The following is a 25,973-nucleotide window of genomic DNA, read 5'->3' on the forward strand; positions in this document are numbered from 1 at the left end:
TCCTTAATTCGATATTATACCTGAACAGTCCATTTACTATATGAAAATAAAAAATTAAGCAAGTATATTATATTTGGTTCTAGTTTGTACTATAATATATTAATTGTAGTAGTGGATTAATAATAATTCACTGCTATTAGCATTAACATCCAACTTTTTATTTTCATTCTTACTCCTCCAAGTAGATTGAATAATAACAAGATCAGCTTAAAGGCTGATTATCTATCTTTGAAACGACTTATGCACTTCCCAGCATAGGTCGTTTTCTTTTTAACGCATTAAAAAAGAGAATCCTGATTATGGATTCTCTTTTCTTGTATTGAGGATTGTTATAAAAAATCTTGTGCATTTACCAGATACCAAATTGATTGATTAATTTGAATATTATCTCGTTCTTTTGTAATTTTTTATCGGTTGGGTGCACAAACAAATTCCATGCTTCTGATTGTTTTTTAGAAAGACGCAGTCCTCTAAAAGCAAGTGCGTCATTAATGTAGCTCATTGTTTTTCCAACTCGAACAGATAAGGTTATTCCCTCATACTTCTTATTCTGTAAATCAAATATTGTTTCATCAATAACTTGATATAACTCAGTAAAATCAGTAAATTTATTTAAATCTCCATATGGCTCATGTTTTAATTGATACTCTAAATTTTTAAGCAATACAATTGCTTCTTTAACTTCTGCTTCCATATTTATCTTGGCCACCCTCTACCACCACTAATAAATCCTGTGGCAGCACTATTAGCCATATTATTAATTGTACTACTTACTACACCGCCCCAATTAACTCTACATTTACCATTTTTTAGTGTAGTTGGTCCATAAGAATATCCCTTTCTACATTCCACGTTTGATCCCCACGGCATTGGATCATACCAGCCGGGAGTAGCAGCAGAAACGGTATTACTGCTAAAGTATAATGCAGCTCCTGTCATAACAGGAATAAATGCAGTCGCTAAGAATAATTTACTCTTTTTCATGATATTTACCTCCAAGTTTAGAAAAAAAGTTTTAAAAGTTTGTTTTTTAAGAAAGCGCCTTCATCTAATTAAATTTTATCATACCAATTATAAATATCAATTAAATTTTTAAATATATATTTCAATATTATCTACTTTTGTACAAGTGATTTATCCGTTAGGATTCTACGTTAATATTAGTAGCATACCAATTATACATTTTCACCAAAAAACAATTGTATAAAGTCAGCTTTCATAATACGATTATCTTATAAAGAAGAATTCTTAAATTTGTTGAAATATACAGAAGGTGAAAAAGATGGTTTCTAAAGATACAATTATTGCTACAATGACCGATTTAGTAAACTCACTTAATGAAACAAATCCAAGTTCAGAATTTACTAACTTTCTTGCAGACAGTCTAGCAACTATTAAATCAAGCAATGGCGTTGCTTTCACGGGTCAGCTTCAATATTTCTTCAATCGCGCACCAGTTGTAAAATTTTCTGATAATATCACTTTTACTCCTGAAGAAGAAAAGCTATACCATAAACTCCTCTCTCTAAACGAGTTAGGAAACAACCTTTGGGGCGCAAGTTTATAATTTATCCCAACTTCTTTAACAAATTTAACTTTTTTAATAAAAAACGTCACAATTTGTTCACATTTTCCCTCTAATATATAAACCATAGCAACGGGGGAAAACAAAAACCCCATCGCTATTAGCATTAACATCCAACTTTTTATTTTCATTCTTACTCCTCCAAGTAGATTGAATACATTTATCAGTCTTTGACTGATCCTATACTTATATATCTAAAATCCGCGTCTTTCCCAGCGCGGATTTTTTTGTGGGCTTATTTCCAAGACTTTCCTATAATAGAAGTGAAAGGGAATACAAATTTTAGAAATTAGTTATTTAAGCATAGGAAGGATTATTATGTTCTCACCATCTATTCAATCTTTGATTGAAGAAAAAGCAGGTTCATTTATCATCCCTGCCTCTAGAATTGCATTCGTAGAAGATGAAAATCCACTCTACCATGCTTTTTTAATTCTTACTAAAATGAAATACTCAAAAATTCCAGTTTTAGATAAGAATCAAAAAGTAGTGGGTTTAATCAGTTTGGCAATGATTACAGATAAGATGCTAACGCCTGATAATATCGTTATCGAACCTTTATCAGACTTAAAAGTCAAAGATGTAATGCAAACAGATTTTGAAACGATCAACTTTGCGCATACTAATCTTGAGACGCAGCTACATCTTTTAGTTGACAATCCTTTTGTTCCAGTTGTAAATGACAACAATATTTTTCAAGGATTACTTACAAGAAGAGAATGGATTAAGGCGTTTAATTACGTAACTCATTCAATTGATGATAAATATGACATTACTAAGAAGAGCAAGCCAAGCGAAACAAACTAAATCGCTTAAATTTAATCTATTAAGTGGTATAGTAATAGTGTTTTAGTATTACTTGTTAAATTAGTTGGAGGTAAAGCTAATGAGACATCAATGGAAATTTTTTACAATTCTCGGAATTGGTGTCATTGCAGCAATTTTAGACTTTCTGTGTGGAGCTCCTAAAATTGGTACATGGCCAATCTCAGGTATCTTAATTGATATCTTCGGAATTTTTATGGCAATTACAATGCTCCGTGAAATGATTCATACGCTTGAATCAGGCCGCTGGGGCGTAGATATCCTGGCAATTATTGCCGTGGTTTCAACAATGATTGTTGGCGACTACTGGGCAGCTTGGATGATCTTAATCATGCTTACCGGTGGTGACTCGCTTGAAGACTACGCTACCAGTCAAGCAGACAAGGAACTACGTTCTTTATTACAAAACTCACCAAGAATTGCTGATAAGCTAGTCAATGGAAAGATTGAAGAAGTTAAAGTCGACGATTTAAAGATTGGCGACACGGTCTTAATTAAGCCAGGTAGTCAAGTTCCTGTCGATGGAGAAATCATTAAAGGTAATTCTAGCTTTGACCAATCTTCATTAACTGGTGAATCAGTTCCCGTAGATAAAAAAGTCGGCGATGACTTAATGTCAGGGTCAATTAATGGGGATGCAGCAGTAGAAATGAAAGTTACTAAGGCTGCTAAAGATTCTGAATATCAATCAATCGTTGCCTTAGTTAAGTCTTCAGAAGCAAAACCTGCTAAGTTCGTTAAGATGGCTGACCGCTATGCAGTACCATTTACCATTATTTCTTTAATTATTGGTATTGCAGCCATGATTACTTCTGCTGTAACTAATCCAGCATTAGGTTGGCAAGGTCACTTCTTACGTTTTGCGCAAGTTATGGTTGTTGCTTCGCCTTGTCCATTGTTAATTGCTGCACCAGTTGCAATGGTTTCAGGCATGAGTTCAATGTCACGTAGCCACATTATTGTAAAATCTGGTACTACGCTTGAAAAATTATCTCGTACCCTAACTTTTGCTTTTGATAAAACTGGTACTTTAACTGAAAACCAATTAGTTATTGATCAAGTTGTTTTAGCAAAAGATAGCTCAATTTCAAAAGAAGAATTACAAGGCTTGGCAGCTAGCGTTGAACAACAATCAAGTCATGTTATCGCTACTTCATTAGTAAAAAGCACCGATAAAAACTTAATTAAACCAGTTACCAACTTGAAAGAAGCTACTGCTAAGGGTGTTAGCGGTGAAGTAGATGGTAAGTTAGTTAAAGTTGGTAAACTTTCTTATGTTGATCCCGATCAAGAAAAAATTACTGTTAATTCAACAGCTGTCTTTGTTTCAATTGACAATAAATTTGCTGGATACATTACTTTCCAAGATCAAATCAGAAAGAATACACCAGAAACCATTGCTCGTCTTCGCCGTCAAGGCATCAAGCAAATTATGATGTTAACTGGTGACCGTAGATCTGTAGCTGATAAAGTGGCTACAGAAGCTGGAATTAGAGAAAGCGAAGTTCACGCTGATTTACTTCCTGCTCAAAAGATTCAGGCTATTAGAGATGTTAAACCTAACCTCAGACCAGTTGCCATGGTTGGCGATGGTGTTAACGATGCACCTAGTTTAATGGCTGCTGATGTTGGTATCGCTATGGGTGCTAAAGGCGCAACTGCTGCTAGTGAAAGTGCTGATGCAGTTATTATGGTTAACGATATTTCTAAAGTTAATGATGCGGTCGCAATTTCTAAACATACAATGAAAGTTGCCCACGTTGATATTATTACTGCAATTTGTATCGTTATCTTAATTGAATTGATTGCCTTTACCGGTATCATTCCAGCATTCTGGGGTGCGATCTTACAAGAAGTAGTCGACCTAATTACTATCTTGCTTGCTCTTCTTGCTAAAACTAAGCCAACCAATCCTAAACAAACAGGATTAAAAAAATAAAAAAACTAGTTTGCAACCAAGAAAGTTTTTAGCTAAACTAAAATTTAGTTAAATATTTTTCATTAGTGGTTGGGTTTTATTTAAAACTTTCAAGATTTGCTTATTTGGGTCAATAAGCGCTTGGAAGTTTTTTTATTTACCACAAAGTTATAGAAAGCTGGAGAAGATGCACTTTTTAGGAGAATTAATTTTAATTCTGCTGGCTACTACATTATTAGGGCAACTGTTTTCACGTCTTAATATGCCAGCGGTTATTGGTCAATTATTATCAGGAATTTTATTAGGTCCAGCCATTTTAGGGCTAGTTAAACCAAATGAAATTATTTCACTTTTTTCAGAGTTTGGTGTAATTCTGTTGATGTTCTTAGCTGGTCTTGAAAGTGACTTAGACTTACTGAAAAAATATTTTAATCTAAGTTTCACTGTTGCTGGAATTGGCGTTATCTTGCCTGTCTTTTTCATGGGGATTGCAAGTTACTTATTTGGAATGAACTTCCTTGAAGCCCTATTTATTGGAATCGTATTTGCAGCTACTAGTGTTTCAATTTCAGTTGTCGTATTGCAAGAAGCTAATCAAATTCATACTCGAACTGGTACAGCTATTTTAGGCGCAGCTGTGGTTGATGATATCTTAGCAGTAATTGTATTAAGTTTATTTACTACCTTTAGCCATGAAGGTGGTAAAAGTGGTTTAACTAATAATTTCTTTCTTAATTTATTAATTGAGGTAATCTATTTCGTCGTTGTTTGGATTATCTTCAAGTTCATTGCTCCATATTTTATGAAACTAGCTGAAAAGATTGAAGTTGATTATGCTGTAGTTATTGGCTCACTTGTACTTGCTTTATCAATGGCTTGGGCAGCAGATTTTGTAGGCTTAAGTGCGGTTGTAGGAGCCTTTTTTGGCGGTCTTGCAATCAGACAAACTCCGCAATATAAAGAAGTTCAATCTTCAGTTAGCGCAATCGGATATTCAATTTTTATTCCAGTATTTTTTGTAAATATTGGTCTCTCAATGACATTCGCCAGCTTTATTAAAGATATTTGGTTTATCATTGTAATGACAATTTTAGCTGTCGTGTCTAAGTTCTGGGCTGGTAAATATTCAAGTGAATTATTTGGCTTTACTAAAAATGAAGGAAACATTGTCGGTGCTGGGATGGTATCACGTGGTGAAGTTGCTTTGATTGTTGCTCAAATCGGAATTACGCACCATCTCTTCCCAGAAGATATTTACTCAAGTTTAATCTTGGTAATTATTATCACCACTGTCCTCTCACCATTTATTTTGAACTACTACATTAAGCGTGGCGTAAAGAATAACTAAAGCAAAAACGAATTAGCTGTGATTGTAGCTAATTCGTTTTTTTCATATTCTAATTTATTGAAATACTTCCTGTTGGAATATCTATATCTACTTTAGTAAATTTAGAAAGTGAATAATCTTGATTAACCACTTTTTGATTAGCTATATTAAACATAGTCCATCCTCCAACTAATATAATTACAATAATGCCAATGCTAAATAATGTCTTTTTCCAATTCATCTAAATATAGTCCTTTAAATCAAGTATTTCGTCATATTGCTTTAACTCATCTTCTTCATAGTGGTGAATTACTTCAATGAAAGTTAAATTTGCAGCTAGCAAATATTGATGAATTATATCAGAAGTTTTTTTATCAAGAGAAGCGTTAATTTCATCGAGTAATAGGACTGGTCTTTCCATTAAAATTGCTCTAGCTAATTCAATTCGTGCTAATTGTCCACCAGATAATTTATCCGCTGCTTCCCCCAATTGATAATCAAAACCTTTTTCTTTAATTAATCCATTTAAGTCTAATTTATCGCAAACTTCCTCTACCTTTTCCCGGGAAATGTTTTTTCCTAAGGTTAAATTAAACAATAAACTATCCGCAAAAATAACCGGTGCTTGGCTTGCATATGAGAATAAGTCTGGAAATGTACCAGCTTTTACTCTTTTATCATTTAATCTAATCGCCTCTGCTTTTCCATATTTTCCATATAGTAAGAACTGCAATAAAGTCGACTTTCCTGCTCCAGATGGTCCAATGACAGCAATTTTCTTACCTGACTTGATGTTTAAGTCAATCCCAGTAGCTAATTGCTTACCATCTCTCTTTAAGATCAAATCTTCTACTTGTAAATCCTGTAAACTTACAGCTTTACTATTTTCTTGATCTGTTTCTTTATCTAAAAAGTCATTAACCTTCTCAACAATCTTCTTAGTAGTAGACAGTTTACTTCTATCATCTAAGATAAATAAAATTGGATTTATAAATGAATTGGCTAATTGCACAATTGCAAATAAAGCTCCTAAACTTGTTTGTCCTTTTACAACTAAATAAATTCCAAATAGAAATGGCATCAAAAATGTAACAATATTCCCAACAAAATTAATCCATGAGTTCGTATCAAGGTTTAAGAGATTCATATTACTCAATGCCTGTTCTAGCTTAGAAATTGTTTGTTTATTTTTAGCACCCGCCTGATTTTGACCATCATATAAATGTAGCGTTTCAACACCCGCTAAGAAATTTTTAGTCTGATTAACGTACTTACTATTAGCACTAGTCCACTTTTCAGAAGATTCTTGAATCGGCTTTTGAAAAACATTAGAAACAATCATTGGAATAAAAGATCCAACTAGGAATAGTAATGTAAGTAGCCAATTAACTGCTAAAGCATAGCCTAGTGCTAATACTAATGAAAAAATCTGCATAATAATTTCAATTTGAGCATTAAAACGATTAGTTTCAAGTAGTTTAAAATCATTAGTTAAAAATCCTAAACTATCACTATTTTCGTCTTTTGACTCTTCTAGCATTCCACCCAAAATATGTGTTCTTAAATAAGTGTTAGTTTCCTTAATTGCACTAGTTTTCAATCTGTTAAATACTAGACTTGCAATTAAGGTAACAACTAATGCTGCAATGATAATAGTCAAAAATTGCGCAATTTTATCCCAATTTTTATTAGTAGCAATATTAGTTAGTGTTTGCACAACATTGGCCATAATAATATTTTGAAAACTAGCAATTAAGCCGAAGATAATCATCAATACGAATCTAAATTTATTTGAATACTTAAACAGCATTTTCTTCATCCCCTCATCGATTTAAACTTGTTGATAAGAGTATATGATGAGATTATACTTAAAAATGAATCTCTTGCAGATCTGCAAGTTAGTTTTTGGAGAATGAAAAAATGTATGGTCATGAATTCAAAGAATTACGCTTAGAACAAGGTATTACGCAAAAAGAAGCCTGCCGTGGAATCTGCTCAGAATCAAAACTATCACGCTGGGAAAATGATCAAGTCGAGGTTGAATTTAGTACGGCAATGAATTTACTAAATAGAATTCACATTACTAGTCATGAATTTATGGGTTGGTCCAAATTTTCACCACGGCCAGAAATAGATCCTGAGCTTTCTGAAGCTATTGAAAAAGAAAATATTCCGTTTCTTAAACGAGTTACACAAAAACAACTAACTAAGTATCATAAAAATCATAATAAGTTTGACTTATTTATGGCCGCTAATCTATGTAATCAACTTTTTATCATCGAACATAAAAATTACTTGCCTCCTATTGACCAAAAAAAGCTTTTTGCAATTTTTTCAAAAGTCAATTTATGGAGTCAATACTATATTTCAGCATTTGGTGCATCAATTTTTCTATTCAATCCTAAGCAAATTTATGGTAGTTCAATGCAAATCATTCGTAATATTGACCGTCTTAAAGAAGCTGAAACTAGTTTTAACTTAGAAATCATTATGGGAAGTTTATCAGATGGTATTTTACGGCTGATTTCACTTAATGAATTGTCTTACGCTCAAAAATTAGTCAAAGAGCTTAAAAAAATCGAATTACCACAATATTTAATGTTTTTTACCCTAACTTTGACCTATTTGCAAAAGGCAATTGATTACATGAAAAATAGTGATGACAAACCAATACTTACATTAATTTCAGAAGTTTTAGATTTAGGATGCAGTGTCCAAGCCACCACCTACTTAGATATGTTTAAGTATTTAAAAGCTCAGCGAAAAAAATACAATTTTTAACATAGCGTCTACATTCCTTTTTAAACAATCCCAATATATAGTCACGATCACTTAATAGGCATAATAAAAAACGCAGTTTAAAGCTGCGTTTTTTATAACTATAAAATACGATCAAATTATCGTAGCAACAATCCAGACCATATTCGTAACCAATAATACCAAATCTACTAGCCCTTTAAATAAATTTATTCTCCTTGTAACAGAATATCTATTAACTAAATATTCCATACTCGCACCAACAACTATATTCATTAATACCATTACCATACGATAAGGAAAGCTTCCCCACCATGATGTCAAATTTAGCACTGCTAGTAGCGTAAAAGTTATTGTTACACTGTAAGAATAACTGATTAATTTTACATTTTTCATAGGCTATTTTGGATCTCTTTAAAAATTGCATACCAGAAATATAGATATGCTGAAATACACATGACTAAAATAGGAACCTTAATCAACAATGACCACTGCATTGTCATATTCATAATTGACACACGAATATTTGTTTTGAAAATAGCATCTACAAATAAAGGTAAAAAGGAACTACTCCTAGTAATATCTTAAAAACTAATACTAATTTTTTCATAATATTATCCCTTTCAAAACAATTTATTTCTTGAACTGTCTAGCTACTGCAGTAATTACCGTAAGTGCGTTAACACAGACAAGAAATATAGTACCCATTAAGATTTCAGTATTCCAAAAGTCTTTAACTGCAGCTGCAGTGTGAACACCAAATAGCATAGTTCCAAAACTATAATAGGCTGAATAAATCGTTATCAATATTAATCCGACTACATTGATAGCTATTAGACCTAATATCCATTTAATGAAATTCGTTCTAATCACCCTGCACTTCTTTCAGTTAATTATTATGATCTTAATAAAAAGTAATGGTACAAATACCAAGTTTCAACTATAAACACAATTACCAGATAACCATACCAATCGAAATTCGTATCATGATTACCAAATTGAGTTAAACAAACAAAGCTAGAAACAATAATCCCAATTAAGCAATAAGCAAATGGAAAACCATAGTTAATAATGTGCTGCCTAACTAATAGGCACAAAACAAAACCGATAACAGCTAAACTTAAAAAGATTCAAAACATAGAGTCACCTATATTCTAGTGATTTGCGCCTTCAACTGCTTTAATATCGCCTTTGCCGTCACGTTCAACAATTGCACCAAGAGCTGCAGTTAAACCTTTAACAATATCATCAAGAGCCATTGATGGTGTATTAGGACGATTTACAACTTGCTCAGGTAAGAATGGAATATGAATAAATCCCGCCTTAATGTTAGGAAATTCCTTATCTCTCATATATTGAACTTGATACATAATATGATTACATACATAAGTACCGGCAGTATTTGAAATGCTAGCTGGTAGGCCTGCATCCCTAATTGCCTTTGCTTCTGCCTTAATTGGCAATTGTGTAAAGTAGGCAGTTTCTCCATCTTCATGAATTGGTTCACCAAGTGGTTGATAACCTTCATTGTCTGGAATTCGACCATCATTGATATTAATTGCTACTCGCTCTGGGGTTAAGCCAAAGCGTCCGCCAGCTTGACCAACATTTAAAACATAATCAGGATTTTCTTTTTCAATTGCTTCTTTGACAACTTCAGCTGATTTATTAAAGACAGTTGGAATTTCCAATTTAATAATTTCAGCACCATTTATTTCATCAGGTAATCTTTTAACTGCTTCAATTGCGGGATTAATTTTATCTCCGCCAAATGGATCAAATCCTGTTACTAAAATTTTCATAATATTATCCTTTCAAAATTAAAATGCTAAAAAGTACATCAAACCAATTTGAATAATCAACAAAATAACTGCAACTGGTGCCTGCTGCTTAATAACGCCCATCTGATCTTTCATTTCTAAAAGAGCTACTGGCAAGGTGTTAAAGTTAGCAGCCATTGGCGTTACCAACGTTCCGCAGTATCCTGATGTCATTCCAATTGCCGCAACAACTACTGGATTGGCTCCTTGAGCAATTACAAATGGAATACCAATTGCTGCTGTAATTACGGCAAAGGCTGCAAAAGCGTTACCCATGATATAAGTAAAGAGCGCCATCGCAATACAGTATAACGCCACTCCTAAGAAATGATTTCCAGCTGGAAAAACATGACTAATCATATCAGCGGTTAACTTACCAACACCGCAGGTAGTAAAGACTACTCCCAGCATTGCTAATAGTTGCGGTAAAACGCCAGGTGCACCAACGCTACGCACCATTCGCTGAGAATCTTTAAAGACTTGCTTAGCTGGGGCCTTAGTTAAAATAATTGCTAAGATCAATGAAACAACGGCACCGATACCAATTCCAACTTGACCACCCAACGGTGTAAACTGCGCAATCAAAATAGAAGTTAACGCTAAAACTATACTTGGTAAAAATACTTTTGCACCTAAGCGCTTAGCACCTTCTTGTGCAGTTTTAGGATCTAACTTAGGTAAGTTACCAACTTGAATTTGTTTAAACAAGGCTAAAATTCCAATTACTAAAACCATTGCCCCAGAAACAACTGCTGGAATCCAATCTCCGAAGGCAAAAATAATCGCTAAAAAGAACCAAAAAATAGCAGTTCCAATTCTTGCCTTATTTGCCTTATCGCGTAAAGTTTCAATTCCAGCAACTGCCATACACAGACCAATCAAGGCATAAAGAATGGCGAGTAAAAAGTTAATCGTATTTTGCATTTTATTGACCCTCCCATTTCTTCATTTGACGGTCAAAGTATAGATTATAAGCAAAGACTAAAATAAAAGTGATAATCGCAATTGGAATCGTATTAAGCACAATCCCAACTGGATCAACCTTGTAGCCGAGCGATTTCATGGTTGAAGAAATTAAAAGCACACCGCCGGAAGCCACAAATAAGTTTTGAGCAAAGAAGTTACCGAAGTTATCAACTGCTGCACTACGTCCCTTAATCAAGTCAATTTCTGACTCAGTTAATTTCTTCTTATCTTGGTCTTCAGCAGCCGCAATTACCATTGGAGCAATTAATGGACGAACAAATTGAACTTGTCCTTGAAGAGAAATTCCAAAGACGCCTGCTAATTCACGAATTAACAGATAGATATTTAAAATCTTTCCAGCAGTTAATTTTTTTAGCTTTTTAATTGCATTAACCGCATAATCTCTTAATCCGTGAGATTCAACTAACCCGATCATCGGTAAAGTTAGGAAGAACAAACTTACCATGCGATTATCTACAAAACTTTTTCCAATTACTTCCAGCAATTTGACAAAATCCATCCCTGAGAATAATCCTGTTACAATTGCTGCAATAACTACAACTGCAGTCGTATCCCACTTTAGGACAAAACCGACCACAATTATCAATATTCCTAACAGCTTTAAATATTCCATATCGCTCATTCCTTAAATAAAAAATAGAAAAATACTATAAAAACATTATACAAAATATAATAAAAAAATACGAGGGTTAACCTGTCCTTAGCATTAAGTAACTTGCTTGACCCCCCCCATCTGGATATACTTATGTTATTAGTTACAAGGGATGATCACCATTGATGAATACTATTAATTTTTTCTTTAATTCTTTTGGTACAACAATAGTTATTCCAACAACAATTTTTATCATTGCTTTATTTGTAGGGTATGATCCTAAGAAAAGTTTACTTTATGGACTGTATGCGGGAATCGGGTTGACTGGTTTCTCATGGATTATCAATCAATTTACTCCAATAGTTATCAAAATTGTTTACAAAATGGTCAATAATACTGGAATTAAAAGACCCATCGTTGACATAGGCTGGGAGGCTGGAGCAGTTGCCAGTTTTGGATCAGCTATTGGCTTAACATTTTTCATATTTGGACTATTGGTAGAAATAATCTTATTTGCCACAAGAATTACAAAAGTCTTCATGCCATCCAACTTATGGAATAACTTTATCTTTATGCTCTGGGGAACACTAGCATTCTACATTACTCATGATTGGTGGCTTTCTTTAGGGCTTTCATTCTTTATGCTCCTCTACACCCTACTTTTTGCCGAAATTCAAGCAGATCGCTGGGCAACTTACTATAAAAGCAAAAACATTACTGTTTGTTCTGCACAAAATATAGTTCAAACAATCCCCACGATTTTACTTGATCCACTTTGGAATCGACTAGGTTTTAATCGAACTACTCTCACACCAACTACTTTAAAGCAGAAGTTAGGAATATTTGGTGAGCCACCAATTCTAGGAGCTGCCTTAGGACTATTCATTAGCTTAATTGCAAATATCAAAGCTCTCAATCAGGTTAGTGCTTGGGAACAAATCTTTCAGTTTACCATTCAATTATCAGCTGTAATTACTATCTTCCCTTTAATTGCTACAGTCTTTAACATGGCCTTTACCCCTTTGGCCGAACAAATTGATAAAAGTCGCAAACAAAAGCAAAAGTCCAACACTGTTATTGAGATAAATCCAATTCATGACAAAAAGAGGTGGTTTCTAGCAGTCGACGATAGCGTAGGATATGGTGAATCGGCTACTATAATTTCAGGCATAATTTTAATTCCAATTATGCTTATCTTGGCTTTCCTTTTACCTGGCAACAAAACTTTGCCAATCGTTGACTTAGTTTTACTTCCCTTTATGGTGGAATCGATCGTTGCAATAACAAATGGTAATATTCTAAAAATCATTGCGACCAGTATAGTTTGGTTTAGTTTAGGACTTTATACAGCTAGCTGGCTAGGCCCGATTTATACCAACGCCATTGCTCACTATGGTGTATCAATTCCTGCTGGCATTATTTTAGTTACCAGCTTTAGTTTGATGGCTCAGCCCTTTAATGCATTAATCTTTGTTGCCTTTATTTCTCGCAGTCCTTTTTGGATTAGCTTATGTATTATCATTTATTTAATTTTATTATTTATTCTTAGACGATATCGTTCACAAATTTGGATTTACTTAAACAAGATGGCTGCTAAAAATATCCAGATAAGGCATAAATCATCTTTTCAAAAATAAAATAATTTAAAACTACTGGACTACACTGAGAGACATAATTCTAATTATTAGCCTTCGCTTTTCTTCTTTTCTATACTTTTCTATACTAAGACTGGATGCTTGAGATGAAAAGAAAAGAGGCAAACTAATGCTAAACAATATTCATACTTTCTTTAACGCTTTTGGAGCAACCGTTATTGTTCCTATTATGATCTTTATTATTGCTTTATTTCTAAAAGTAAAACCAAAAAAAGCAATGATGTGTGGATTTTATGCTGGAGTAGGTTTAACCGGATTTTCTTGGATTATTAACGAATTTACACCTGTAGTTACGAAGATTGTCCGTCAAATGGTCAATAACACTGGCATCAAATTACCCGTTGTTGATATAGGCTGGCAGGCTGGTTCTCTTGCTAGTTTTGGTTCGCCGGTTGGCCTTACTTTTTTTGTATTTGGCTTAATAGCAGAATTTATTTTATTTGCTGTTGGAGTAACCAAGGTGTTCATGCCATCTAATCTTTGGAATAATTTTGGTTTCATGATTTGGGGGACTCTTGCTTTCTACGTAACTCATAATTGGTGGATTTCACTAGGTTTATCCTTTTTTATGCTTCTTTACACCTTACTATTAGCTGAAGTTCAGGCTGACCGTTGGTCAAGTTATTATAAAATTGAAAATACCACTGTCTGTGCCGCACAAAACATTGTTCAAACAGTCCCCGCTATTCTTTTAGATCCTTTGTGGGATTTGCTTGGTTTTAATAAAGCGAACTTAACACCAGCAGCTTTTAAAGATAAGTTTGGCGTTTTTGGCGAACCAACAACATTAGGTGCTATTTTAGGAATAGTAATTGGTATTTTAGGTAATATTAAAGATCTAACAACCATTAAGGCATGGGGACAAATTCTACAGTTTGCTGTTCAACTGTCAGCTGTTATGACAATCTTTCCTTTAGTTACTAATGTATTCAGTAAGGCTTTTACTCCTCTAGCTAAGCAAATTGATAAAGAGAGGAAACAAAGTAAGAATCAAGATTCTGAGATAGATCCTATTCACGATAAAAAGCGTTGGTTCCTAGCAGTTGATGACGGTGTAGGTTATGGTGAGTCAGCTACGATTATTTCAGGAATTATCTTAATCCCAATTATGGTTGTTATTGCCTTTCTTTTACCAGGAAACAAAACGCTTCCTGTCGTTGATTTAATTTCACTCCCATTTATGGTTGAATCAATTGTTGCTATCACTGATGGTAATATCTTAAAGGTTATTGCAAACGGGATTGTATGGTTTAGCTTAGGTTTGTATGCAGCTAGCTGGCTAGGTTCAATTTATACTGGAGCTATTTCTCAGTATGGTGCGACAATTCCGGCTGGTATTGTATTAGTTACTAGCTTTAACTTAATGGCTCGTCCCCTCAATGCGTTAGTTTTTGCAGCTTTCATCTCACAAAATCCTCTTTGGATTAGTCTATGCATCATTGTTTACTTGGCTTTGTTATTCATTTTAAGAAAATATCGCCCACAAATTTGGACTTACTTAAACAAAATGGCCACTAAAAATGTTCACGCTAATCAAGACCTTAAACCATCCCCTAAAGACTGAATTTGTTACAATAAGTACAAAGGATCTGACAAAAGGACGTGAATATTGATGACAAAATTTAGTTGGAAAAACGTATTAATTGCTGGTACTGCTGCTGGCGTTATTTCTGGATTAGTTAAATTAGGCTGGGAAAATATTCTTCCTCCAAGAACACCAGAGAGAAATAAAACTAATCCTCCGCAAAAATTGTTGGAGCAAATGGGCGTGCCTGCAAAATTAACTCATGCAACTTATACTTATTCTGGTGAAAAATTACCATGGGTCAGCTATTTAGTTCACTTTGGCTTTTCTATTTCTTTTGCAACTGCTTATGCAGCTTTATTAGAAAAAAAAATTAAATGGCTAACTGTAGATCAAGGCGTTCCTTTTGGTTTAGCAGTTTGGATTGCCTTTCACTTAGTTATCATGCCATTAATGAAGACGGTTCCCTCTCCTAAAGATCAACCACTAGAGGAACATATTTCAGAAGCACTAGGTCATATTGCTTGGATGTGGACTAATAATGAAATTGCCGAGATAGTTTTGAAACAATTAGGTCAAAGAAAAAAAGAGCGTTAAAGCTCTTTTTTTTTTACTATAAAATTGACAGAATATTGTTTAGCATGTGGGTTAAAATCGAATATCTAATATCTTTTGTTTCCACATACGTCCACGCCAGAATCATTCCCATTACCCAATATAGGTAAATAAATTTACTAAACATTGGATCATGACCATAAGCAAAAACAAAGCCACTTGCCACAATTCCAACCCACTTATTTAAAGTATTATCTGCTGGGAAAAAAGTGTTGAAGAACAGCGCTCTGAAGATGAACTCTTCACAGATTGGTGCTACAACAACTAGCAAGACATTAAACATTGGGGATGCTACTTTTCTAACTTCATCAAGTTCTGCTTGGTTCTGAGAAATAGTATTGCCACCAATTAGTCTAATATAAGCCACTTGAAAAATTACCAGCGCAAAAAAGGCAGCTACTGCGATAATAATTCTTTTTGCATCCCAGTGTGGTTTAGCATTAAAGAACCAGTCATTTTCTTGTTTAAGTTCTCTTTTATAAATCCAATACATCCAGTAAATCGCTACTACTGTTAAAACGGCTAAAATAATTGCAAATAATAAGTTCACCTTTTTTTGTGCATATCCCAATTGCAAAACGGTATAAAACACAAAAGCGATAATAATTATTGCTAAATTTCCTAAAAAGCGTAAAAAAGTCTTCATTCGAACACTTCCCCTAATTGAAATTACCTACTTCTTTTCATTATAATTATTTATCAAAAAGACATAAGGACATTTAATCATGCAATCACAACTCATGCAATCTTTACATCAATTTCTTAATTTTACCATTCATCATAAAGTGACAATCACTACTTTACTGATGTTTATGCTTTTAGCCTTATTTTTAATTTCTTGGCTAATTGAACCACGCCGGTTAATTAATGGCCTAATCTTTACTGCACTTGGCCTTACATTTTTAACTTGGGCTGCCATTTTAATCTTTTCGCAGCATAATGCTGTTTTAACTTCTTCATTTTCATTTATTGCCCTGGCTTTCTTGTTTGGGATCTTTTTCTTAGTTACATTTTCATGGATTTTCTTTCTTTGGAATGCGTACTTTGTTTGGAAATATGAAAGTCACTCACTGCCAAATCTTTTAACGCTAATTATCGGACTCTTTTTAGTAGCCTTGTGGACTTTATATCGCTTAGGAGTCTTTCATAAACTGCCAGGCTGGCTTCATTCCCTAGTTGCAGGTGCTGCCTTGATTGCCTTTTATCTATTATTTGTAATGTACAATTTTTTACTCAACCTAGTTTTATATCAGATTGTGCCACGTCGCTACAAGCAAGACTACTTAATTGTTTTAGGAGCAGGTCTCATTAATGGTAAAAAGGTTTCACGTCTTCTTGGTTCAAGAATTGACCGGGCTATTGCTTTTTCTAACAAACAATACGACAAAGGCCACAAACGTCCTAAATTGATTATGTCAGGTGGACAAGGTAAGGATGAAGATTTATCAGAAGCTGAAGCAATGAAGAACTATGCAGTTAAACGCGGCTATGATCCAGACCTAATCTTGCTTGAAGATAAATCAACTAATACTTATCAAAATATGATCTACTCAAAAGCAGTCGCCATCAAAGATTATGGTAGTGACAAGTTCAAAGCTAAATTCTTTACCAATAATTACCACCTCTTTAGAGCTGGTCTATATGCAAAAATGGCACATTTAAAGGCTAACGGCATCGGTTCTACTACGAGATTTTATTTCTTACCCAACGCTACGATCCGTGAGTTTGCTGGGGTCTTTATCATGCATAAGAAACGACACTTTGTTATCATTGGTTTAATCGCAATTTTATTTATAGTCCAAGCAGTCTTCGCCCTTTTAGGATGGACAAGATACTTAATTGCCTAGAGAGGAATTTATATGCTCCAACTTTTACACTTAAAAAAAACATACCATGTCGGCGATACTGTAACGCATGCACTAGATGATGTTACTATTAACTTTCGTAACAGCGAATTTGTAGCAATTCTAGGCCCAAGTGGTTCCGGAAAAACGACGCTTTTAAACGTAATTGGTGGCTTAGACCATTACGATTCTGGTGATATTATCATTAACGGTAAGTCCACCAAGAACTTTTCTCAAACCGACTGGGATGCTTATCGTAATAATTCTGTTGGCTTTATCTTTCAGAGCTATAACTTAATTTCTCACCTGTCGATTATTGAAAACGTAGAATTAGGCATGACCCTTTCAGGCGTAAGCAGCAGTGAACGTCATGAAAAAGCTGTTTCTGCCTTAGAGCGCGTTGGTCTTGGTGATCACTTAAAAAAGCATCCTAATCAATTATCTGGTGGACAGATGCAACGTGTCGCTATTGCCCGGGCAATAGCTAATGATCCAGATATTCTTTTATGCGACGAGCCAACTGGCGCTTTAGATACTAAGACTAGTGAAAGTATCATGAAGCTAATTAAAGAATTAAGTCATGATAAGTTAGTCATCATGGTAACTCACAACCCAGAATTGGCTGAAGAATATGCTAGTCGAATTGTTCATTTTCAAGATGGTAAAATTCTCAGTGATTCAAATCCTTTTGAGCCAAAGAAAGAAGTAAAAGATACTTTCAAACTCAAAAAGACCAAAATGTCTTACTGGAATGCTCTAAAATTAAGTTTTACTAACATTATGACTAAGAAGGGTAGAACTTTTTTAACTGCATTTGCCTCAAGTATTGGCATTATTGGAATTGCAATTGTTCTTGCCTTATCTCATGGTTTTCAAAAGCAAATTAACGATACACAAAGTAAAACGCTAGCCAAGTTTCCGATCTCTATTTCACAAACAGCGACCGATATGAACGCTGCCACAAATCGAAATGAATCAGATAAAAACGTCAAAAATAAGGGCTATTTAATTGCTTCAAAACCTGACAACGAAAAAAATACGCACGAAAATAAAATTACCCAGTCTTACATTAACTATGTTAAAAAGATTGATCCTGATTATGCTAACAATATTTCTTTCATTCGTGGCACCCAGCTCAATCTTTTGACTAATGATAATGGCAAAATTAAGCATGTAGAATTTTCTAACGTTAACAATTCAGGTTCAGCTATTGCTAGTGCACAACTTCAAGGAATGAATAGTGTAGGTATCAATACTAGCGTCTTTCCCAAAACACTTGATTCAAAGCAAGGAACATTTTTAAAAGATAATTACCAGATTCTTGCTGGATCATGGCCTAAGTCAAATAATGATGTAGTTCTCGTTTTAAATAATAAAAATCAGGCTAACATTAACGCACTTAAGAACTTAGGTATTTCAATTAAAGATGGTCAAAAGTTAGATCTTAATAAAATCGTTGGTCGAACTTTTAAAGTGATCAGTAATAACGACTACTATCAAGAACTACCTACTGGAAACTTTGTTCCGCAAAAAGCTTCTAAATCTATGTATGATTCAAGCAACTTAACTTTGAAAGTAACTGCAGTCATTCGTGGTAAAAATAATAGCCAAATGGCTCTTTTAGATAACGGTATTGCTTACAGCGATGGCTTGACTCAAGAAATTATTAAACAAAATGAAAACTCCAAGATTGTTAAGGCCCAAAAGAACAGTTCAACTAATGTTATGACTAATCAGCCAATAAACAAAACTCAAAAAGAACAATTCATTGCTTCTCTAGGTGGCTCTGGCATCCCGAGTGGTATTCTCATTTATCCAAATTCCTTTAAGTCAAAAGATAAAGTACTTGATTACTTAGACAAATATAATAAGGGTAAGTCGAAAAAAGACCAGATTATTTATACTGATATGTCAGGTACCGTAACTAAATTAACTGGGGGCTTACTAGACGGAATCACCGATGTTTTAGTTGCCTTTGCTGGAATTTCATTAGTAACCTCTATGATTATGATCGGTATTTTGACTTATACTTCTGTTTTAGAGCGTACTAAAGAAATTGGCGTGTTAAAAGCACTTGGAGCTAGAAAACGCGACATCACGCGCGTCTTTGATGCAGAAACATTCATTTTAGGATTATTCTCTGGTATTTTAGGTATTTTCATTGCCTATTTATGTACTTTTCCAATCAATGCTGTCTTATACGCAATTACTAATATGAGTAATGTGGCTCAGCTTGATCCAATGCAAGCTCTAATCTTAGTAATCATTAGTACTATCTTAACTATGCTTGGCGGACATATTCCTGCTCGAATGGCAGCCAAAAAGGATGCCGCAATCGCATTAAGAAGTGAATAAGATAACTACTTACTTAACAGAACTTCAGAATTGAAGTTCTGTTTTTTATTCTAATTTTAAGCAAGCTAAAATTTATAAACTTATTCTTATATATTATTGAAAACGTCATCAAGAAAGTATATGCTTAAGGTAACAGATGTTATATATGTGGATATAGAAATAGGTGAATGAAAATGTTATCGGGTGTAACAATGTTAGATCTTGCCCGCTTCCAATTCGCAATGACTACAGTATTCCACTTCTTCTTTGTTCCTTTCTCTATCGGGATGGGATTCATTGTATCAATTATGGAAACACTCTATGTCGTTAAAAAGGACGAAGTATATAAAAAGATGGCTCAGTTCTGGGGAAAAATTTATCTCTTGAGCTTTGCTGTCGGGGTAGTTACAGGTATTATTCAGGAATTCCAATTCGGAATGAACTGGTCTGACTACTCTCGTTTTATGGGAGATATTTTTGGTGCTCCATTAGCTATTGAAGCCTTACTTGCTTTCTTTATGGAATCAACCTTCATTGGCTTATGGATGTTTACTTGGGATAAGTTTAAACCAGGTCTGCACTGTGCTTTAGTTTGGATTTCTTTTATTGGATCAATGTTAAGTGCGATCTGGATTTTAACGGCTAACGCCTTCATGCAACACCCTGTTGGCTATGTCATTAAAAATGGTAAAGCACAAATGGCTAGCTTCTGGGCTTTAATTGCAAATGAACAACTTTGGGCTAGTTTCCCACACGTAGTAATCGGTGCGATCGTTACTGCATCATTTGTAGTAATTGGTATGGCTGCTTTTGGCTTACTTAGAAAGCGCGATGTCAACTTCCACAAGAAGTCAATGCGCGTTGCTTTATGGATTGCTCTGTTTGCTTCAATTGCTGAAATTGGTGCAGGCGATTACCAAACTCAAGTTGAAATTCATGAACAACCAATGAAGTTTGCTGCAACTGAAGGTGTTTATGATACTACTGGTGATCACGCTCCTTGGGATATTGTTGCTAACTTAAATACCAAAGAACATAAAAATGAAGGTGCAATTTCTATTCCTGATGTCTTAACTATTCTTACCTACCACAAGACTAGTGGTTCTATCAAAGGTATGAATCAAATTAACAAAGAATTGCATGCAAAATATGACAAGAAGTTCGGCAAGGACATGAGCTATTATGTTCCTGTTAAGACCTTGTTCTATAGTTTCAGAATTATGGCAGGTTTTGGTGCTTTATTTGCACTACTTTCAATTCTAGGTTTAATTTGGACTCGTCCAAAGAAGAATACAATTGAAAACAAGCGTTGGTTCCTATGGATCTTAGGTATTTCTACCTTCCTTCCATTTGTTGCTAATACTTGTGGTTGGTTCATTACAGAACTTGGTCGTTTTCCATGGACTGTTTACGGACTCTTCACAATTGCAGACTCAATTTCTGCAAGTACAACAACCGGCGAGCTTTGGTTCACGAATATTATGTACTTCCTAATCTTCTCAACTCTTGGCGGAGTAATGATCTATTACTGCAAACGTCAGCTTGACATGGGTGTAGCTGGTGCACTTGAAAGGGGTGCATACTAATGATCGACGGAATTGATTTTTTACAGTTGCTTTGGTTCTTATTAATCGGCCTCCTATTCATGATCTTCTACTTCACTGAAGGTTTTGACTATGGTGTAGGGATGGCAACAAAGTTTTTAGCAAGAAATGATCAAGAAAAACATCTCATGATGGAAACTATCGGACCTCACTGGGATGGAAATGAAGTATGGCTAATCACAGCTGGTGGTGCTATGTTTGCTTCATTCTCCGACTGGTACGCAAGTCTATTTAGTGGCTATTACATTTTGCTATTCTTTACTTTATTTGCTCTAATTATCAGAGGGGTGTCATTTGAGTTCTCTGCTCATGCAGAAACTGAACATGGTTTTAGAATTTGGACTAGCGCTCTATTTTGGGGTAGTTTATTAGCACCATTTTTCCTAACAATGATGTTTGGTAGCTTGATTCAAGGTGTTCCAATTGATGCTCAAGGAAATATGAGCTTAAGTGTTTGGAATATTGTTAATCCACTCTCAGTTGTTGCTGGTGTTGCCGGCGTACTTCTTTGCTTAATCCATGGAATTAACTTCTTAAGATTAAGAATTGATGATCCAGAATTAAGCGAGCGTGCTGCTAGTCTAAATGAAAAGCTTTATCTTGTGGCCTACTTAGGTGAAGTTGTTTTTGCCTTGCTAGTCTTCTTCCAAACTGATTTCTTCAAGTTAAGACCAATTTCCTCAACAATTATTACTTTAATTATTGTCGTCCTAACTGCTTGGTCAGATATATCTTTGATTAAGAACAAACAAGTAGCAGCCTTTGTAACAAGTGGCTTAACTTTAGTGGGTGTTGTTGGACTCTTGTTCAATGGACTTTTCCCACGCGTTTTAATCGCAACCGATTCAGCACACTCACTCTTGATTAAGACTGCTGCTAACTCTAAATTGACACTTGAGGTAATGACAATTGTTGCTCTTATTCTCTTGCCAATTGCCTTGGTTTACATTATCTGGTCATATGTAGTCTTTAGACGCCGGATTAAAGTAAATCAAAACGCCTAATCTAGAACAGGAATAAAAATGATTGATAAACGACTTTTCAAATTACCAAAAGCCAAAATCATGCTCGCAATGCTTGCAGGACTAATGTTCTTGCAAGCATTTGCTATTTTAGGACAAGGTATTTTTCTTGCCCGAGCAATTGTTGGCTCTTGGAAACAGCAACCTTTTTCTGAAATTACACAAGATGTGCTACTTTTTTTGATTTTCTATTTATTAAGACAAGGTATCAACTGGTTTCAAAAATGGTACATGAATCGTTATGCAAATCAAACAACTACCCTTTTGCGTCAACAACTACTTAATAAAACTTACGACGGGGGAATTGCGCTAGTATCAAGAATTGGAACCGGGAATTTGGTTTCTACCCTGCTAGACGGAATGGATGAAATTTCTAACTATCTATCTTTAATTTTTCCAAAATTAATTGCCCTTGCAATTGTTCCTTGGGTTATTTTGATTTATATTTTCACCCTAAATGCTCTGTCAGGCTGGATTCTATTATTAGTATTTCCTTTGCTGATCCTATTTATGATAATTCTCGGAACAGCAGCTCAAAGCAAGGCAAGTAAGCAATATGCTGGCTATGTTAAATTGCAAAATCATTTTGTCGATGCCTTGCGTGGCTTAAGCACTTTAAAAGTTTTGGGACTTGCTAGAAAATATGGCAATATTGTTTACAAAAACAGTGAAAACTATCGTAAAAAAACAATGGGCGTTTTAAGAGTAGCTATCTTGTCTACTTTTACACTTGATTTCTTTACAACCTTGTCAATTGCGATGATTGCCATGTTTCTTGGAATTGGCTTAATCAACGGCAATTTGGTTCTCTATCCTTCGCTGGTTATTTTGATCTTATCACCCGAATACTTTTTACCTATTCGTGATTTTGGGAATGACTTTCATGCAACATTAAATGGTAAAAATGCGCTTGGACAGATTTTCGATATTTTAGCTTTTCCTACTACACCACAAGAAGATCAGCTATCTAGTTTCACGTGGAACAAAGATAGTACTTTTATAGCTAAGAATCTTGCTTTTAACTATAGTCATGTTGATCAAAGTGAGTTCACTGTTAATAAAAATGCTAAAATGAGCGGCGTCGTAAAAAAGAAATCGAAGCCTAAAGTAAACAAACATACCGCTGATGAATTACGTAATATTAATTTAAGCCTTACTGGCTTTCAAAAAGTCGGCATTATCGGCCCAACTGGGGCTGGTAAGACAACTTTAATGCGAATCTTAGCTGGTTTTCTTACCCCGCACCTTAAAGATGATAACTTCACTATTAATGGACAAAATCTTGCTCAACTTAATCAAAAAAGTTGGCAAAATCAAATTACTTATATTCCGCAGGATCCCTACATGTTTGCAAGCAGCATCAGGGATAATCTAACTTTCTATAATCCGAATGCCAGCCAAGAAGAGATTGACGCAGCTTTAAAGGCAACTGACTTAGATAATTTTGTTGCCAGTTTAAAAGACGGTTTAAATACGCGAATTGGTGAAAATGGACGTGGTATTTCTGGTGGTCAAAAGCAGCGAATTGCTTTGGCACGTGCATTTTTGGCAAAAGACCGCAAAATTCTATTCTTTGATGAACCAACTGCTCACCTTGATATTGAAACTGAATACGAATTAAAGCAACCAATGAAAAAACTAATGGAAAATCATTTAGTCTTTTTTACAACTCACCGTTTGCACTGGCTAAATGACATGGACTGGTGCCTAGTTATTGAAAATGGGGAAATTGTTGAACAAGGTACTCCTGATGATCTAGCAAAAAACGGAACTGTATTTAAGAAATTAACTCAGCCACTGAAAGAAGATCTACTATGATGAATAAAAAATTTTCTTGGAAAAATGAACGGTGGGTAAAGCCCTACCTAGCACAATATAAATGGAATTTTATTCTAGCAATTTTTCTCGGCGTTGTGATGTTCTTTTGTGGTGGAGCCTTGATGTTTTATGCCGGCTATACCATCGATAAAGCCGCTACGCGTCCAGAAAACATTTTGATGATTTATGTTCCTATAGTTTTAATGAGAGCTGTTGGTATTGGACGGCCTTTATTTAGATATTTAGAACGTCTGGTATCCCACAACTGGATTTTACGCGTTACTAGTTCTTTGAGAAGACGCCTCTTTTATATTGCTGAAAGAAATACCTCGGCTGTTGGCTCAAGTTTTCAAACAGGCAGCATTTTATCACTGTTGACTGATGATATTGGACACTTGCAAAATCTTTATTTAAGAACTATTTTCCCGGCAATTTTAAGTTACTTAGTTGGCTTTATCGTTGTAATTTTATTGGGACTTTTTTCCTGGCCTCTAGCTGGAGTAATCGCAATTTTATTAGTTGCGGAATTAGTATTGGTTCCCTTCTTTTCTCTTTTAAAGCAAGCTGCTGTTCGCACTAAGGAAAAAGAAGAAAAAGCGCAGCTTTACACTGAATTTACTGATCAAGTTTTAGGCGCTGGTGACTGGAAAATTTCTGGTAGACGGGATGCTTTTTTCAATCAAACTAAAGGAACTTTAAAATCTTTAGGACAATATGAAAAGAAGTCTGGAAAATTTGATTGGGCTAGAGACTTTGGTCTTGAATTTATTTTTGGCTTGATGGCAGTTGCCCTCCTTTATTTCACGAACCAAACTCTTACCAATAATCAAGAAGCAGCAAATTATGTTGGAGCAGTTGTCTTAGCTCTCTTTCCTTTATCAGATGCCTTTATTCCAGTTGGACAAGGAATTGAAGAATGGCATACATATAGTGATTCTGTAAAACACTTAAATGAATTAAAAGTACCAGAGAACCGTTTACCTGCCCAACAATATTTTGATCCTGCTTTTGCTGGCACTTTAAGAGTTTCAAATATTTCATTTACTTATCCTGGAGAAGACTATCCAATTATTCAAAACTTTTCCCTTACCCTAAAAAGAGGACAAAAAGCGGCTTTAATTGGTCCATCAGGTGCTGGTAAAAGTACTATCCTGCAATTAATCTTAGGTGATTTAAAGCCTCGCCAAGGAACTGTTACGCTCGACCGCTTTAATGTTCTTGAACTTCAAAAAGAGCGTTCGAAGTTATTTTCTGTATTAAATCAAGAGCCATTTTTATTTAATACGACGATCTATGAAAATTTAAAAATGGCCAATCCAGACGCTAGTGCTGATCAAATGATGCAAATCTTAGAAAAAGTCCAATTAGCCGATTTTGTTAATTCACTCCCTAAGAAATTAGATACCGAAGTAGCTGAAGCTGGAGCACGCTTTTCTGGTGGTCAGAAAGAGCGTTTAGCACTAGCACGTGTACTTTTGCAAGATACGCAAATTGTCCTCTTAGACGAGCCAACAGTCGGCTTAGATCCACTCACAGAGCAAAAGCTCTTAAATTTGGTATTTGATGTCTTAAAAAATAAGACAGTCGTTTGGGTAACCCACCACTTACAAGGTGTAAAATATATGAACGAAGTTCTCTTCTTTAAAGATGGAAAAGTCACAATGCAAGGAGATCCGCATGAACTCTTTAAACACAATGAACACTTCCACCAACTTTATTTAATGGATCAAGGACTAATCTAAAAA

General features: G+C 34.8%; 23 protein-coding genes and 1 other annotated feature. Of the genes, 14 read left to right on the forward strand and 9 right to left on the reverse strand.

Annotated elements, in window-relative coordinates; translation table 11 throughout:
* Positions 1 to 349: 349 nt before the first annotated feature.
* Positions 350 to 694 carry a hypothetical protein gene (locus LGAS_RS08960; RefSeq protein WP_025012179.1) on the reverse strand — a complete coding sequence of 115 codons (345 nt, stop codon included), beginning with the start codon at positions 692 to 694 and terminating at the stop codon, positions 350 to 352.
* A gap of 2 nt (positions 695 to 696) precedes the next feature.
* Complete coding sequence (locus LGAS_RS08965; RefSeq protein WP_003653123.1) at positions 697 to 984, reverse strand: hypothetical protein; 288 nt, start codon at positions 982 to 984, stop codon at positions 697 to 699.
* Positions 985 to 1,282: 298 nt separating this feature from the next.
* Between LGAS_RS08965 and LGAS_RS08970 the strand changes: the two genes are divergently transcribed.
* From LGAS_RS08970 to LGAS_RS08985, 4 genes are all read left to right on the forward strand, one after another.
* Entirely contained in the window at positions 1,283 to 1,567 is a 285-nt protein-coding gene (locus LGAS_RS08970) for a hypothetical protein (RefSeq protein WP_003653125.1), read from the forward strand.
* 336 nt (positions 1,568 to 1,903) lie between these two features.
* Positions 1,904 to 2,392: a cyclic-di-AMP-binding protein CbpB gene (gene cbpB, locus LGAS_RS08975; protein WP_003648191.1), complete on the forward strand. Its 489-nt coding sequence runs from the start codon at positions 1,904 to 1,906 to the stop codon at positions 2,390 to 2,392.
* A 79-nt stretch (positions 2,393 to 2,471) separates the two neighbouring features.
* Positions 2,472 to 4,349 (forward strand): heavy metal translocating P-type ATPase, encoded by a 1,878-nt coding sequence (locus tag LGAS_RS08980; protein ID WP_003657400.1) that lies wholly within the window; start codon positions 2,472 to 2,474, stop codon positions 4,347 to 4,349.
* A 67-nt stretch (positions 4,350 to 4,416) separates the two neighbouring features.
* Positions 4,417 to 4,467, forward strand: a sequence feature (sodium ion sensor (DUF1646 type); this cis-regulatory element may regulate processes involved in with the transportation of sodium ions).
* A 48-nt stretch (positions 4,468 to 4,515) separates the two neighbouring features.
* A complete protein-coding gene (locus LGAS_RS08985) occupies positions 4,516 to 5,676 on the forward strand; it encodes a cation:proton antiporter (RefSeq protein WP_003653133.1) in 1,161 nt (386 codons plus the stop codon).
* A gap of 49 nt (positions 5,677 to 5,725) precedes the next feature.
* On the opposite strand, the gene LGAS_RS09600 is transcribed toward LGAS_RS08985, so the two are convergent.
* Together LGAS_RS09600 and LGAS_RS08990 are read right to left on the reverse strand one after the other, a co-directional pair.
* A complete protein-coding gene (locus LGAS_RS09600) occupies positions 5,726 to 5,896 on the reverse strand; it encodes a hypothetical protein (RefSeq protein WP_003653134.1) in 171 nt (56 codons plus the stop codon).
* The gene (locus tag LGAS_RS08990; RefSeq protein ID WP_003657398.1) at positions 5,897 to 7,474 is read right to left on the reverse strand and encodes an ATP-binding cassette domain-containing protein; all 1,578 of its coding nucleotides are present in this window, start codon (positions 7,472 to 7,474) and stop codon (positions 5,897 to 5,899) included.
* Positions 7,475 to 7,575: 101 nt separating this feature from the next.
* On the opposite strand from LGAS_RS08990, the gene LGAS_RS08995 reads away from it, so the two are divergent.
* A complete protein-coding gene (locus tag LGAS_RS08995) occupies positions 7,576 to 8,436 on the forward strand; it encodes a helix-turn-helix domain-containing protein (protein ID WP_021314928.1) in 861 nt (286 codons plus the stop codon).
* Between the two features lie 609 nt (positions 8,437 to 9,045).
* On the opposite strand, the gene LGAS_RS09005 is transcribed toward LGAS_RS08995, so the two are convergent.
* The 4 genes from LGAS_RS09005 to LGAS_RS09020 form a co-directional block, all read right to left on the reverse strand.
* Complete coding sequence (locus LGAS_RS09005; RefSeq protein ID WP_003648187.1) at positions 9,046 to 9,285, reverse strand: hypothetical protein; 240 nt, start codon at positions 9,283 to 9,285, stop codon at positions 9,046 to 9,048.
* Between the two features lie 281 nt (positions 9,286 to 9,566).
* Positions 9,567 to 10,214: a pyroglutamyl-peptidase I gene (gene pcp / locus LGAS_RS09010; protein WP_003653142.1), complete on the reverse strand. Its 648-nt coding sequence runs from the start codon at positions 10,212 to 10,214 to the stop codon at positions 9,567 to 9,569.
* A gap of 18 nt (positions 10,215 to 10,232) precedes the next feature.
* On the reverse strand, positions 10,233 to 11,156 hold the full coding sequence (locus LGAS_RS09015; protein WP_003653145.1) for a DUF979 domain-containing protein: 924 nt from the start codon (positions 11,154 to 11,156) through the stop codon (positions 10,233 to 10,235).
* Position 11,157: 1 nt separating this feature from the next.
* Positions 11,158 to 11,832: a DUF969 domain-containing protein gene (locus LGAS_RS09020; protein ID WP_025012180.1), complete on the reverse strand. Its 675-nt coding sequence runs from the start codon at positions 11,830 to 11,832 to the stop codon at positions 11,158 to 11,160.
* A gap of 164 nt (positions 11,833 to 11,996) precedes the next feature.
* Between LGAS_RS09020 and LGAS_RS09025 the strand changes: the two genes are divergently transcribed.
* The 3 genes from LGAS_RS09025 (at position 11,997) to LGAS_RS09035 (ending at position 15,588) form a co-directional block, all read left to right on the forward strand.
* On the forward strand, positions 11,997 to 13,448 hold the full coding sequence (locus LGAS_RS09025; protein WP_003648183.1) for a PTS transporter subunit IIC: 1,452 nt from the start codon (positions 11,997 to 11,999) through the stop codon (positions 13,446 to 13,448).
* Between the two features lie 127 nt (positions 13,449 to 13,575).
* Entirely contained in the window at positions 13,576 to 15,030 is a 1,455-nt protein-coding gene (locus LGAS_RS09030) for a PTS galactitol transporter subunit IIC (RefSeq protein WP_003648182.1), read from the forward strand.
* A gap of 48 nt (positions 15,031 to 15,078) precedes the next feature.
* Complete coding sequence (locus LGAS_RS09035) at positions 15,079 to 15,588, forward strand: DUF1440 domain-containing protein (protein WP_021314929.1); 510 nt, start codon at positions 15,079 to 15,081, stop codon at positions 15,586 to 15,588.
* Positions 15,589 to 15,604: 16 nt separating this feature from the next.
* On the opposite strand, the gene LGAS_RS09040 is transcribed toward LGAS_RS09035, so the two are convergent.
* Positions 15,605 to 16,252, reverse strand: coding sequence for a CPBP family intramembrane glutamic endopeptidase (locus LGAS_RS09040; RefSeq protein ID WP_003648181.1), 648 nt, complete (start codon positions 16,250 to 16,252; stop codon positions 15,605 to 15,607).
* 79 nt (positions 16,253 to 16,331) lie between these two features.
* Between LGAS_RS09040 and LGAS_RS09045 the strand changes: the two genes are divergently transcribed.
* From LGAS_RS09045 to cydC, 6 genes are all read left to right on the forward strand, one after another.
* On the forward strand, positions 16,332 to 17,453 hold the full coding sequence (locus LGAS_RS09045) for a YdcF family protein (protein ID WP_003648180.1): 1,122 nt from the start codon (positions 16,332 to 16,334) through the stop codon (positions 17,451 to 17,453).
* A gap of 12 nt (positions 17,454 to 17,465) precedes the next feature.
* The gene (locus LGAS_RS09050; protein WP_003648179.1) at positions 17,466 to 19,805 is read left to right on the forward strand and encodes an ABC transporter ATP-binding protein/permease; all 2,340 of its coding nucleotides are present in this window, start codon (positions 17,466 to 17,468) and stop codon (positions 19,803 to 19,805) included.
* A gap of 173 nt (positions 19,806 to 19,978) precedes the next feature.
* Positions 19,979 to 21,370 (forward strand): cytochrome ubiquinol oxidase subunit I, encoded by a 1,392-nt coding sequence (locus LGAS_RS09055; RefSeq protein WP_003653156.1) that lies wholly within the window; start codon positions 19,979 to 19,981, stop codon positions 21,368 to 21,370.
* Positions 21,370 to 22,392 carry a cytochrome d ubiquinol oxidase subunit II gene (gene cydB, locus LGAS_RS09060; protein WP_003653157.1) on the forward strand — a complete coding sequence of 341 codons (1,023 nt, stop codon included), beginning with the start codon at positions 21,370 to 21,372 and terminating at the stop codon, positions 22,390 to 22,392. Before LGAS_RS09055 ends, cydB begins: the two co-directional genes overlap by 1 nt.
* Before the next feature lie 18 nt (positions 22,393 to 22,410).
* Complete coding sequence (gene cydD, locus LGAS_RS09065; RefSeq protein WP_003657391.1) at positions 22,411 to 24,228, forward strand: thiol reductant ABC exporter subunit CydD; 1,818 nt, start codon at positions 22,411 to 22,413, stop codon at positions 24,226 to 24,228.
* Complete coding sequence (gene cydC / locus LGAS_RS09070; RefSeq protein WP_011678998.1) at positions 24,225 to 25,970, forward strand: thiol reductant ABC exporter subunit CydC; 1,746 nt, start codon at positions 24,225 to 24,227, stop codon at positions 25,968 to 25,970. The genes cydD and cydC overlap by 4 nt, the downstream gene beginning before the upstream one ends.
* Positions 25,971 to 25,973 lie beyond the last annotated feature (3 nt).

It is taken from the genome of Lactobacillus gasseri ATCC 33323 = JCM 1131, assembly GCF_000014425.1.
GTDB classification, from domain to species: domain Bacteria; phylum Bacillota; class Bacilli; order Lactobacillales; family Lactobacillaceae; genus Lactobacillus; species Lactobacillus gasseri.